The 11,257-nt window shown below is 42.9% G+C and carries 15 protein-coding genes and 1 pseudogene; 11 read left to right on the top strand and 5 right to left on the bottom strand.

Going from position 1 to position 11,257, the window contains the following annotated elements; genetic code table 11:
• The first annotated feature begins 122 nt into the window (after positions 1 to 122).
• The 3 genes from H6F77_RS11935 to H6F77_RS11925 all read left to right on the top strand — a co-directional run bounded on the left by H6F77_RS11935 (position 123) and on the right by H6F77_RS11925 (position 1,505).
• On the top strand, positions 123 to 434 hold the full coding sequence (locus H6F77_RS11935) for a hypothetical protein (protein WP_190488720.1): 312 nt from the start codon (positions 123 to 125) through the stop codon (positions 432 to 434).
• Positions 435 to 443: 9 nt separating this feature from the next.
• On the top strand, positions 444 to 992 hold the full coding sequence (locus H6F77_RS11930; protein WP_190488718.1) for a hypothetical protein: 549 nt from the start codon (positions 444 to 446) through the stop codon (positions 990 to 992).
• Between the two features lie 96 nt (positions 993 to 1,088).
• Positions 1,089 to 1,505, top strand: coding sequence for a hypothetical protein (locus tag H6F77_RS11925; protein WP_190488716.1), 417 nt, complete (start codon positions 1,089 to 1,091; stop codon positions 1,503 to 1,505).
• Here the strand turns inward: H6F77_RS11925 and H6F77_RS11920 are convergent.
• Positions 1,506 to 2,232 (bottom strand): annotated as a pseudogene (locus H6F77_RS11920) (IS1 family transposase).
• 239 nt (positions 2,233 to 2,471) lie between these two features.
• Between H6F77_RS11920 and H6F77_RS11915 the strand changes: the two are divergent.
• The 5 genes from H6F77_RS11915 (at position 2,472) to H6F77_RS11895 (ending at position 6,011) form a co-directional block, all read left to right on the top strand.
• Positions 2,472 to 3,227, top strand: coding sequence for a ParA family protein (locus H6F77_RS11915; protein ID WP_190488714.1), 756 nt, complete (start codon positions 2,472 to 2,474; stop codon positions 3,225 to 3,227).
• Positions 3,224 to 4,159: a ParB/RepB/Spo0J family partition protein gene (locus H6F77_RS11910; protein ID WP_305076081.1), complete on the top strand. Its 936-nt coding sequence runs from the start codon at positions 3,224 to 3,226 to the stop codon at positions 4,157 to 4,159. The genes H6F77_RS11915 and H6F77_RS11910 overlap by 4 nt, the downstream gene beginning before the upstream one ends.
• Positions 4,160 to 4,324: 165 nt before the next feature.
• Positions 4,325 to 4,591, top strand: a complete 267-nt coding sequence (locus tag H6F77_RS11905) for a hypothetical protein (RefSeq protein ID WP_190488712.1) — start codon at positions 4,325 to 4,327, stop codon at positions 4,589 to 4,591.
• A gap of 34 nt (positions 4,592 to 4,625) precedes the next feature.
• Entirely contained in the window at positions 4,626 to 5,216 is a 591-nt protein-coding gene (locus H6F77_RS11900) for a Crp/Fnr family transcriptional regulator (RefSeq protein ID WP_190488710.1), read from the top strand.
• 69 nt (positions 5,217 to 5,285) lie between these two features.
• The gene (locus H6F77_RS11895) at positions 5,286 to 6,011 is read left to right on the top strand and encodes an SDR family oxidoreductase (RefSeq protein ID WP_190488708.1); all 726 of its coding nucleotides are present in this window, start codon (positions 5,286 to 5,288) and stop codon (positions 6,009 to 6,011) included.
• A 371-nt stretch (positions 6,012 to 6,382) separates the two neighbouring features.
• Here the strand turns inward: H6F77_RS11895 and H6F77_RS11890 are convergent, their stop codons facing one another.
• Both H6F77_RS11890 and H6F77_RS11885 read right to left on the bottom strand, forming a co-directional pair.
• Positions 6,383 to 6,745: a cupin domain-containing protein gene (locus tag H6F77_RS11890; protein WP_190488706.1), complete on the bottom strand. Its 363-nt coding sequence runs from the start codon at positions 6,743 to 6,745 to the stop codon at positions 6,383 to 6,385.
• 17 nt (positions 6,746 to 6,762) lie between these two features.
• Positions 6,763 to 7,197, bottom strand: a complete 435-nt coding sequence (locus tag H6F77_RS11885) for an amidase family protein (RefSeq protein WP_242022092.1) — start codon at positions 7,195 to 7,197, stop codon at positions 6,763 to 6,765.
• A 168-nt stretch (positions 7,198 to 7,365) separates the two neighbouring features.
• On the opposite strand from H6F77_RS11885, the gene H6F77_RS11880 reads away from it, so the two are divergent.
• Positions 7,366 to 8,100, top strand: a complete 735-nt coding sequence (locus H6F77_RS11880; RefSeq protein ID WP_190488702.1) for a class I SAM-dependent methyltransferase — start codon at positions 7,366 to 7,368, stop codon at positions 8,098 to 8,100.
• A 116-nt stretch (positions 8,101 to 8,216) separates the two neighbouring features.
• On the opposite strand, the gene H6F77_RS28365 is transcribed toward H6F77_RS11880, so the two are convergent.
• Positions 8,217 to 8,351 (bottom strand): hypothetical protein, encoded by a 135-nt coding sequence (locus tag H6F77_RS28365; RefSeq protein WP_255515730.1) that lies wholly within the window; start codon positions 8,349 to 8,351, stop codon positions 8,217 to 8,219.
• A gap of 54 nt (positions 8,352 to 8,405) precedes the next feature.
• Here H6F77_RS28365 and H6F77_RS11875 point away from each other — a divergent pair, with 54 nt between their 5' ends.
• Both H6F77_RS11875 and H6F77_RS28360 read left to right on the top strand, forming a co-directional pair.
• Positions 8,406 to 8,813 carry a tetratricopeptide repeat protein gene (locus H6F77_RS11875; RefSeq protein WP_190488700.1) on the top strand — a complete coding sequence of 136 codons (408 nt, stop codon included), beginning with the start codon at positions 8,406 to 8,408 and terminating at the stop codon, positions 8,811 to 8,813.
• 13 nt (positions 8,814 to 8,826) lie between these two features.
• On the top strand, positions 8,827 to 8,961 hold the full coding sequence (locus tag H6F77_RS28360) for a hypothetical protein (protein ID WP_255515729.1): 135 nt from the start codon (positions 8,827 to 8,829) through the stop codon (positions 8,959 to 8,961).
• Positions 8,962 to 9,134: 173 nt separating this feature from the next.
• Here H6F77_RS28360 and H6F77_RS11870 read toward each other — a convergent pair whose 3' ends face one another.
• A complete protein-coding gene (locus H6F77_RS11870; protein WP_190488698.1) occupies positions 9,135 to 10,685 on the bottom strand; it encodes a DNA polymerase III subunit gamma/tau in 1,551 nt (516 codons plus the stop codon).
• Positions 10,686 to 11,257: the final 572 nt, after the last annotated feature.

The raw sequence follows: 11,257 nt of genomic DNA, 5'->3' as shown, positions 1-11,257 counted from the left end.
GCAAGGAGGCATGGCGGCAGGAGTTGTCTGTTTCATAGCTTGCCCTTCAACGTGAAATCTATGCCATACCTCGATTATACCTTTATTAATTCTAAATTTTAGTTTAAGTCCCGTTAGCCAAAGTGGACAGCGGCAGTCCCATCAACGAGCAGGAGATGCTAATTTACTTCCCTCCGTCCGACCAAGAGGCTTTGTTTGATGCTGATGCTAAGAGGTTAATTGATAGGGCAGCAGCCCAAATTGACCCAGCGAGTGGACAGCCTTTTACTGGCGATCGCCTACTTCAACGAGTGGCTCAAATGCATTTTGGTGGCTCTGGTATTCCCATCGATGCTCTCGTAAGTGATATTTCAGGCAAGCTCTCCGTGAAATCTTACGGAGAAAAGGCTGCTAACGATTACCAACAAGCTTTAGCTACTTTGGGTTGCTCTTGAGGTGAAATTATGTTCTCACGATCTAAGCTTCCTGCAACAGGAGTGCAAAGGATAATTTTTGTTGCTGTTGCTATTTGTCTTCTAATTGGTTTGGGTTCTCTTTGGGCTTTGAGTCAAAATGAGCAAGCAACGAGTTGGGTTAGAGCTAATCAAGTTGTGCCCGATCGAGTTTTGGCGGCTGCTGTGCAAGAGAATTACACCCGCGCCGAATCTGAAAAGCCTTTAAATACCAATCAAATTAAGGCATTTAAAGTTCCCTCTTTGGAGAAGGATAACCTTTACATCATTGACTTCAATACACCTCAATTGTGTGGTAAAGGTGGGTGTTTATACTCTGTTTATACCGATGGAAGCAGGTTAACTTTGAGCTTAATGCTCAATCCTAATTTACCGAAAGCAATTTCTTTATTTTCTATCTCGGAACAGGCCCGAAATGGGTTTCCATGTTTGGTAATAGCCCAATCTGCTGGCAAGGAAAATACAGTTTTCCATAGTCGTTACTGCTACGAAGGAACTGGATTCACTTTGGTTAATTTTTCTAACGGCGAGGGTACGTGATGTGAAATTTTCCTTACCCAGCGATTTTAGCTCAACCCAACAAAGGCTTCACTTCTCTAATACATACTTTCATTGAATGATTAGGAGCAGGCTGCAATGTCAATATTTGGTGTTTCTCAAGGTGATGCTGCGACCTTTCAAGAAAAGTACCAGCAATTGATTGCACAATTAATTTCAGCAATGCTGAAATTTAAAGATAAAAAAGAAAATGTTGAGGTTCAGTCCCCTTCAAATAAAGAAGGAACTAAGGAAGAAACCATCAATTTTGAGATTTCTGAAGAAGAGGAACAAAACAGAGCTATTAACATCCAAATATCGGGGGAAGTAACCGATAAATTTGACAAAAATGTTAATAAAGAAATAGCTGCACCGATGTCAGATCTAGAAATAGAACGCACCGCTCTAGAGCCTGACTTGAAAGCGCACCCGACGAGCAAATCCATCAAATCTCCAGCTGGATTTTTACCATTTCCCACTGCGGACTCTGCTTCAAAATCTGGTAGTCCTGCATAGTCATGAAAAGTAAGTCTTTCCCTCTATTAATAAACAGGCGTTATACTCATGAATAAAATACCAGATAGCTCCAATATGATTAGAGAGCTTTTTAGAAAATGAAAGAGTTTTTCTAACTAGCCGAGATATTCTTTGCCTCATCGTATTGTTAAATCTTTCTATATAGGAGGTTTTGCCAGTTTCCTTGCCTACTGATTGGTGTCTATTTTTCGGAAATACTCTCTCATAAGCACTCCAAAAGTCTGTATAACTGACAGCGCACTGGCGATACACTGAGGGTAAAGAATCCCACAATCCTATTGCACCAGTTTCATCTCTTTTCCCAATATATACTCCGATAATTTCTTTAGTAACTACATCAATGGCTAACCAAATCCACTGCTTGTTCCCCTTAAACCCTACGAATGACCACATTTCATCACATTGGATTGTTAGCTTCCCTTTTTTTTGAGGTTACTTGCACTTCTCTCTTGACCGAGTCTAATTTTTGATTGACATAGTATTGTAGCCACCGTTCAGAAACCCCTGTACTTCTAACAATTCCAGCCAAAGATATTTTTTCTAATAAGAGCCGATCTATCAATTCTCTTTTTTCTTGAGAAATCGGTTGATGTCGGGGAGCCATGACAAATTGTCAAAGACAATCTCGACATTTAAAGTTTTGTTTGCCACTATGAGTGTGGCCATTTTTTACAACGGATTGAGAGCCGCACTTGGGACATTCCATAAGCTAAAAAATAAGGGGGATTGAATCATTAAAATTATAATGGATTTTTCATGACTATGCAGGACTACCAGCGATTGAACCTACCTGCACTTACTGCTGATAGAGCTTGGGGAGGCTTGGACTTGAGTATAGAGATCGAGATAATTCGATAAATTATTATTCTGCGAACAGCGACACAGTTAAAGCGATAAGCATGAAGTCAAGTTAAACGAACACAAGCAGAATTAGGAGAAATTCAGTTGAGTCGGGTAATCACACTATTTAATCAGTCAGGTGGTGTTGGCAAGAGTACTTTAGCCATGAACCTTGCCTACCATTTGCAAGAGCGCAAACATCGCGTACTTCTGGTAGATATGGACCCCCAAGGGTCATTAACTAACTTTATGGGTATAGACCCCACTTCACTCAAACAGACAGTTTATGAGTCCGTTTTGCACAGCAAACCTCTATCCATCCATTCTGATATTCATGGTATGGCTCTGGCTCCAGCTAATATCAGTCTCAGTGCTGCTGAGTTGGAGCTGGTAGTTGCAGATATGCGAGATGTCCGGCTCAAGGATGCTCTGGAGCCAGTACTTGAGCAATATGACTTTATTCTGATTGACTGCCCGCCCAGTCTAGGAATTTTAAGCTATATCAGCCTAGTGGCTGCAACTCACGTGCTAGTGCCAATTCAAACTCAATATAAAGCCTTTTGTGGAACTGAGTTGCTTTTAGGCACGGTGGCACGAGTGCGATCGCGTCCTAACCGCAAACTCGGAATAGCTGGGTTTATTCCCACTATGTACGATGGTCGTAATATACAGGATGCTCGAACTTTAGAAGCAATACAAGAGCAGTTAAAGAAAGTTGGCTCAGTCTACCCGCCAATTCCTCGTTCTACTGCCTTCGCCGATGCTTCGGAAGACCACGTGCCGCTGGCTCTCTATAACCGCAAAAATGCAGCCGTGCCTGTCCTCAAACAGATTGCGGCTAGCTTGGAGAAGTTATCATGAGCAAGCACGTAGGCGATTCGCCAAGTCGAAGACATCGCCCTTATCAGCAAATGAAGTCATTGGATGCCTTGTTTGGGGATTCTCAAGCGGTGGCTGAAATGGTGCTATTGTCAGCAATTTGTCTTCCGCAGCAGCAGCCAAGACGTTACTTCGATCCCTCTGCAATGCAGGAGCTGGCAGAGTCGGTGAAGCAGCATGGCATTCTGCAACCTCTGCTGGTGCGTTCTCGCTCTGATGACAAGTACGAATTGGTAGCTGGGGAGCGACGCTACCGAGCAGCTAAGGAGTGTGGGCTAGATGAAGTGCCAGTTGTTATTAGGTCTCTCAGTGATGAAGAGGCAATGCAGCTTTCCCTGATTGAGAATCTCTGCCGTGAGGATCTCAACCCGGTAGAAGAGACTGAGGGAATCTTGCAGCTGTTGGCAATACGCTTAGGAAGTGATGTTGAGGCTGTAACTGCGTTACTTTATCGGATGAAGAATGCAGCTGATAAACCTGAGTCTTCTAGGCATAACGTTATGCCTAACCCAGAATCGCAGCTGATTGAGGAAGTATTTACAAGCTTGGGGCTGATGACCTGGGAATCCTTCGTGAAAAATCGTCTACCCCTGCTCAACTTGTCTGATGATGTTTTGATAGCTTTGCGTCAGGGAAAGATTGCTTACACAAAGGCGAAAGCGATCGCCCGATTAAAAGATGAAGACCAAAGAAAGGAACTGCTAGAAACAGCCATCGCTCTCGACCTCTCCTTGAGCCAAATTCAGACGCGGCTTAAGGCTTACATTCACTCTAGTGAACCAACTGAGCGAAAAGAGCGCATTGAGGCAACAATCCGTCGGGTTAAACAGGCACGAGTCTGGGAAGACCCAGAGAAGTGGAGCCGTCTAGAAGCGCTTTTGGCTGAAATTGAGGCATTGGTTTCTTCTGAATGAGCCTCAATCTTTGTATGTGCGATAAGTTTTGGTACTGCATACATTTGTCTACTACCAACTCATCTTTCAAACTGCCATAGCCACTCGTCAGCAAAATTTGCATGATACTTCTAGGATTTTGACGAGTAGGCGAGCAACTTTTAAAGCTTCGAGGGGGATTCAGGAGTGTTACTGCGATCGCTGGTGCTGCTGTTGAGGAAGATGTTATCCTCGTTGTTGCCAAGAGGCGATGGCACTTTACCACTGCAACTCAAGAAGCGATCGCACCCACTCATCCTAATTCCCTCAATTCATCAATTTATCAATTCGCCCACCACTTTTTCTGCCTTCTCAAGATATAACCCCGCTAATATCCGCACATCTTATAGGCAGCGTCAAGGTAGTAGGCGAAGAGAAGTACCCCAGCCGCAACTTTTGCAAGAGATCTATTGAGCAGCACGAATAACGAATTCATAGCATTTTAGGTATGCTGACCCAAGAACTGACTCAACTGATCGCGATACTACGCTCGCTCATCAACCTACCCGAAGACGAAGCTATCAAAGTTACAAACCTATTTAAAATTTATACCCTGGAACAAGGTGATTTTTTTGTTTGTGCAGGCGATGTGCCAAAAACAATCGGGTTTGTGATCTCCGGCATCCTGCGCTTATATTATGTCGATCGCGACGGCAACGAATATACGAAATCATTTTGTGCTGAGAATAGCTTCGTTGCCGCCTATAGCGCGTTGCTATTGCAACAGCCTTCACGACTTTTTATTCAGGCATTGGAGGATACAAAGCTACTCATTGCCGATTATTCTGCTTATCGAGTACTTTCAGAAAACCATGTCTGCTGGCAAGCGCTGAATTGCAAAATTGCTGAAATCTTATTTATCAAGAAGGAGAAGCGGGAAAGTGCTTTGCTATTGGATAATGCCAAAATTCGCTATTTGAGTTTTCAGGAAGAGTACCCTGGCTTGGAAACCCGCATCAGACAACATCATATTGCTTCCTACCTCGGCATCACTCCTGTCAGCTTGAGCCGAATTCGTGGCCAATTGAAATCGCATTAACTTATGTTAATGAACTACCGCAAGCTCCAGTTTAGGATGGCTTCCATACCCTAGCGACACGAGTAATTTATGAAGACGGCTCATAATACTGTTTTGATTACCGGGGGCACATCAGGCATTGGATTTGCTCTCGCTCGGCGGTTTCTCCATGAAGGGAATGCCGTGATTGTGACAGGCACAAATGCCCAAAAAGCTGAAGCTGTGAAAAGCCTATTGCCAGCGATTACCGTTGAGCTTGCAGATAGGCGCGATCGTGTTGCCCTCGAAAAGTTGGTTTACAACTATCCTGATGTCAACATTCTCATCAATAATGCAGGCGTTCAGTATAACTATGAATTTGCCGATCCTGCAATCGCAGTTGAGCAGATTGAAACTGAACTAGACATTAACTTGCTCAGCCTTCTGTATTTGACCAAACTTTTTCTCCCACAACTTTTGAGTCGCCCCACTGCTGCAATTATTAACGTTTCGTCAGGGCTGGGCATTGTGCCCAAGCAAAACGCCCCAGTCTATTGCGCCAGCAAAGCCGCACTGCATAGTTTCACCAAAACCTTGCGATGGCAGCTTGAAGCAACCTCTGTTCGAGTCTTTGAGATTATTCCGCCACTTGTGGATACTGCCATGACACAAGGACGGGGACGCGGCAAGATTAAACTAGAGGCATTAGTTGAAGAATTTTGGCGTGATTTTAGTCAAGATAGATTTGAAATGCGGATTGGTAAAACAAAATTACTGTTTGCCCTTCAGCGTCTCATGCCAACACTTGCAGAACGCATTATGCGCCCTGGGATTTAACAACAAACTAAGATGGCAGTCCTTTTATGAAAAAAAGATAAGCATCCTATTATTATCAACGGTTATATTGACTGAAAAACTGTTCAATTAGCAGACTTAAAGAATGCAAGGAAGGCAATTATCGCTCTAATTATCAAGCTCAAAAATCAAGACTAAATAAGAGTTTTAAGGTAAGAGCAGCATTGGTATACTTCAGCACTTAGGTATTATATTACTTCAATTGCTATCCCTGCTTTAGGATGCGGTGACGGTGGATGAGATTGGTTAGAAGTTAAATCCTTGATTGAATCAGCCTTTGCCGAACTGCTAGAGGTAAAAGAGATTGTATTCGAGCTGAGAGATACTCCGGAAATAGCCTAACTGTCTGTGCTTTATAAGTCTCGATGCACGGTATCGGGCGAAAAGGCTGGTAAACAAACAGCAATGTACTCAGCACCTTCAGGAGAGGGTGTGCTGTAGCGAACCCATTCGCCCTTTTGGGTAATAATTGCCTGGAATGCCTGAACGTCCATTTGACCGCCTTCAAATTCAACGTGTAGCGTTCCCTTAAGAACAACAGTAAATTCATCTTCATCAAGGCGTTGTCCAGGTTCAAGCCAGCCACTAGGAGAACGCATATGTGCGATGCTTGCAGCCTCAGTTTGAGTCGTTATGTGACCGATATACTCGTCAATCAGTTTGGGTTTATTACCTGCTGCTTCAATGCGTATAGGTTGAGAGATGAGTTGCGGCATGATTTTTAGGGAATATCTTAATCCAACGCCATCAGGCAATCAGAGATTATTAAAATGATTGCGCCCGCATTTCGGAGTTGTTGAGTCAAAAAGGCATCGTCCGGAGCAATTGATCCTTCCAGAGCAACTGAGCCTGCCGTTGTCGGCAAATCAAAAGTATCAATATTGTCCTTCAACAACACTGGGATACCATGTAATGGACTGCGCGGCCCAGATAAATCTCGCTCAATATCCAGGGCGGCGGCGGTTGCTAAGGCATTCGGATTAATTTTAATGAATGAGTTTAGTCCGGAACCATTGATGTCATAAGCTTCAATACGGTTTAGGTAAAGCTGCACCAATTGTTCAGAAGTTAACTTGTCGGCATCAAACGCTCGGTTAATTTCAGGAATCGTTGCCTCCTGAAGGGTGAAAGAAAATGCCTGGGCGGCAGATGGAAAAATGCTCACCATTGTCGCCTGCATTATTAAAGAGGCGATCGCTGCATTTCATCAGCACCTAAATATCATGTCCCGTAACATCATTCTTGTATGATTTGAGTGTTGTAGGGGCGGGTTTACCTTAGATATGTGTGAGAAACCAAGGATATCGATAAACCCACCTCTAAGAGCGAGAAAGCAATGAATATTTTCTCTGAACTCCATTGCGATATCCCACGAGAAGCACCGGGAGATAACGCATCAACAGCAAAAGCCTTGTCTTTAGTTCCACAATTGCCTGAAAATCCCCAAATTTTGGACATTGGTTGCGGTCCTGGGATGCAAACACTAGCGCTTGCCAAAATAACAGGAGGATACATTACTGCTATAGACAACCATCAACCATTTCTTGATGAGTTAAAGCGGCGGGCAGAGCAGGAATACTTATCAAGCCATATCATCACGCAAAACTGCTCCATGTTTTCTCTGGAGTTTGAACAGGAGAGTTTCGATCTAATTTGGTCTGAAGGAGCTATTTATATTATGGGCTTTCGGGACGGCTTACAGTCCTGGCGTCGTTTCTTAAAACTTGGGGGTGCGCTTGCTGTCACAGAACTGTCGTGGTTGGTCACAAATCCTCCTGAAGAACCTTTGAATTTCTGGAGAAATGCGTATCCTCCTATGAAGAACATTGAGGAAAATATCACTATCTTTCAGGAGTCAGGATACACCTATATCAACAGTTTTACGCTTCCCGAATCGTCATGGTGGGATGATTACTACATTCCTTTAGAGCGTAGGCTTGCTGATTTACGAAAGAAATATCAGGGCGATGAAGATGCTAATACCATCTTAGATGAGCAACAAATAGAAATAGAGCTTTATAGACACTATTCTCATTGTTATGGATATGTTTTTTATATAATGCAGAAATAAATTTAGTCTCTTGCTTCGCGATCGCTAATGTCCTTATCACTCCAACTTTTTTGCACCTTTGTTGGTTAATTCACATCTTGCACCTAATGTTCTCAATCTTCTTGAGAATTCCCGAATCAGAAATTGTCAAAATCAAATCCTAGCTCTACGTTATCTTCGTCCATCGCCTCGACAAAGGAGGATAAAAACTGTCTTGACAACAACTCAGCCTGCACAAAAGCGATCGCTCTCAAAAGCGCTTTACTGAACAAGGATTTACGGTTGTTGATATGACTTTATAGACATCAGAACAACTAGAATACTTTGTGACGTATCCAACCATCGAAGCGGCAAACTTACAATCGGCTGCGTTGCGCTTAACTGCCGAAGACTTCATTTGGGCCCAACACTACGACTTAGCCTTACTCGTTGCCCAAGCGATGAAAGAAGAATATGAACGCAGTTCCATCATGGAGGGAATTCTTGTAAAGTCAATGCAGAGAGAAGATTACGCTAAAGCCTATCAGTTTGTCACTTCCCTAGAAACACCAGAACGAAAAGCCAGATGGCTGATTGCGATCGCTCGTCAGTATATCCAGATTGGAAACTCACAAGAAGCGTCTCAACTTCTAGCCCAAGCACTGCAAGTCACGCGCACCATTGAGGGACCAGAATCTAAAACCCTTGTGTTCGGGACGGAACCCCAGCGCGACTGTAGTAGAGGACGACTCTGAGTGAGGTAGCTTTTTGGAAGCGATCGCGCTTGAATATGCGAAAGCTGGAAAATATGCCCAAGCGCAGCAAGTGGCAAAACTGCTTGAAGATAAGGCAACTCGATGCGGTCGGTGTGGGCGTCTAAGCCAGTGGTTTCCGTATCGATAGCGATTATCTCGCTATCTAGAAAGGGTTGAATAATTTGTTCTAGCTCATTTGGCTGTGTAATCAGTTGATAAAACTTTTCTTTTTTTGAGTTAAAGAAGTTAGGTGAAATAGTTGTCATTGGTGTGCAAGGGCAGGTTTTTCACCCAATGCCCTGCACGCAATCTTAGTAGTACCTATTTATTAACTTCGATTTTTACTTTAATCGATTTTCCTATTGCCTTGCTTAAAGCACTTTCGATTTCATCCAGCCGCTCGCAAGCAATTTTGGCGAGACTGGCAGAAGAAATAGCGATGATTGCCACAGATTCGTTTATGTCGATTAGAGATGCATGATTTGAAAGTAAGGATTTGTTAAGAGGGGATAGATAGTTTAGGGTATTGAACCATACTTTTTTCCACTCGTTAGTAACACTGTTTAGGCTGCTACTTTCTTGATGAATTTGTTGAAATGCTGCTTTTTGGGGTGGGGTATCTATGCTATTTATTGACCCGCTTGTTGTTGAGCTTTTTCGTTGTGCAAGAGAAGTAAAGGTATGCTTTTTCGAGCCACTGTTAGTTTTCAATGATGTAGAGCCAATAACGGGCGCGGCAGCTTGCAATTGCAGTGGTGATAAGGTCTCAGCAGTTGTTCTTGGTGTCTTTTGAGATAAGGAAAGTAGAATTGCTTCTAGCCATAGTACAGGCACTTGCGTATTCTTCAGTTGTCGCTCTCCTGCCACAAGTTGCTGTAGGGTGTACTGTAAGGCGGCTATATTCCAGTGTTTGGCTAACTCGCATAGTTGCTCCCAATTCGCATTACTAACCGTTACAAGGTCATTGCAAGTCGGGTTCACCAAAGCAACCAGAAGCGAACGAAAACCGTTTGTAAGGCTTTGCAGAATGGTTAGCGGCTCAATTCCTTTCTCTACCAGTCGTCGAGTTATATCCAGTAACGCCGTGAAGTTCTCAAGAGTTGAAGCTTCAATCAGCGCGATCGCCTCACTCTCGCTCACCGCTCCAACTAACAAACGCACCGTCTCAACAGTTATCTGTACTCTTTGAAGACTCAGCTGATCTAGTAAACTCTGAGCATCTCTCAAACCCCCTTGGGCAATTTGAGCCACCATATTTCGGGCATCTGGTGTAATATCAATGTTTTCCTTATTAGCAATCTCACTCAAATGAGTCACTATTGCCGCAATGGGGATGCGTCGGAAGTCGAAGCGTTGGCAGCGGGAGATTATGGTAGGCAACAATCGCTCTGGATTGGTGGTTGCCAGAATAAAGACTACTCGTGTAGGTGGCTCTTCTAAAGTTTTGAGCAAAGCATTCAATGCCGCTGTACTTAGCATATGCGCTTCGTCCACTAAATATACTTTGTAGCGACACAATAGGGGAGTAAACTGAGCGCTTTCAATTAGGGTGCGGATATTTTCTACCCCAGTATTGCTAGCGGCATCGATTTCTATTACATCCAGGGAAGAACTACAAGCGATCGCCCGACATACTTCACACTTTCCACAAGGCGTTGTGGTTGGGGCATTATTAGACAGACAATTGAGAGACTTGGCAAGAATCCGCGCACTAGATGTTTTGCCCGTTCCTCTCGGACCAGCAAATAGGTAAGCTGGAGCAATTCGTTCTAATCTGATAGCGTTAGTTAGAGTGCTTGCGATCGCGTTTTGACCGACCAGCTGGGCAAAGGTTTGAGGGCGGTATTTTAGGTGCAGAGGTTGATAAGACATAGCTTTGTGAAAAGTCTTGATAACATTTCACCCCGGCACCATTAATATCTAATTATCTATAAATGTTTAATGTTAATAAATAACCGATAAAAATTTATTAGATTTTGTTCAATATCTGATTAATTGACTTTGGTATAATTAGAGTAATATTGTCATTATTTTGGTTTTATTGCACAATATTGTCCGATTTTTACCATAATCTATCCACTTCTGGCTATACAAGCCTTTTCGTCCCACTTGTTACCCCTTCAAGGTCAAAGAATATATGGCTAATACACTCTTTGAAATCGATTTAAGAGCTATGAGTATTTGTTTGAGTTTTTGGCTTTTGAATAAAGGAGAGTTCCTTCGTTAAACGTTGGCTAGAACTCAAAAATAATGGTATTTTTTGTATAAAAATTTAAATATTTAACAGCTTACAAACATCTAAAATGTAAAAATATTAGTTTACTTATAGCGTTTCCCTATCTAATGAGGTACGATTAATAGATAGGTTGTACATTTTCCTTAAAGAGAAATGAAGGCATATTCGCTCGACTTACGGCAAAAAATTATCGATAACTATGTTCAAG

The sequence above is a fragment of the Microcoleus sp. FACHB-831 genome (genome assembly GCF_014695585.1).
Taxonomy (GTDB): Bacteria; Cyanobacteriota; Cyanobacteriia; order Cyanobacteriales; family FACHB-T130; genus FACHB-831.
The sequence above is the reverse complement of the archived record's forward strand: the minus strand, read 5'-3'. Positions and strand labels throughout refer to the sequence as shown.

What these genes read in the sequence shown, in the direction of transcription:
- H6F77_RS11930 (WP_190488718.1), top strand. Translation starts at nt 444, where the DNA reads ATGTTCTCACGATCTAAGCTTCCTGCAACAGGAGTGCAAAGGATAATT.
- H6F77_RS11925 (WP_190488716.1), top strand. Translation starts at nt 1,089, where the DNA reads ATGTCAATATTTGGTGTTTCTCAAGGTGATGCTGCGACCTTTCAAGAA.
- H6F77_RS11910 (WP_305076081.1), top strand. Translation starts at nt 3,224, where the DNA reads ATGAGCAAGCACGTAGGCGATTCGCCAAGTCGAAGACATCGCCCTTAT.
- H6F77_RS11900 (WP_190488710.1), top strand. Translation starts at nt 4,626, where the DNA reads ATGCTGACCCAAGAACTGACTCAACTGATCGCGATACTACGCTCGCTC.
- H6F77_RS11895 (WP_190488708.1), top strand. Translation starts at nt 5,286, where the DNA reads ATGAAGACGGCTCATAATACTGTTTTGATTACCGGGGGCACATCAGGC.
- H6F77_RS11890 (WP_190488706.1), bottom strand. Translation starts at nt 6,745, where the DNA reads ATGCCGCAACTCATCTCTCAACCTATACGCATTGAAGCAGCAGGTAAT.
- H6F77_RS11885 (WP_242022092.1), bottom strand. Translation starts at nt 7,197, where the DNA reads ATGGTGAGCATTTTTCCATCTGCCGCCCAGGCATTTTCTTTCACCCTT.
- H6F77_RS11880 (WP_190488702.1), top strand. Translation starts at nt 7,366, where the DNA reads ATGAATATTTTCTCTGAACTCCATTGCGATATCCCACGAGAAGCACCG.
- H6F77_RS11870 (WP_190488698.1), bottom strand. Translation starts at nt 10,685, where the DNA reads ATGTCTTATCAACCTCTGCACCTAAAATACCGCCCTCAAACCTTTGCC.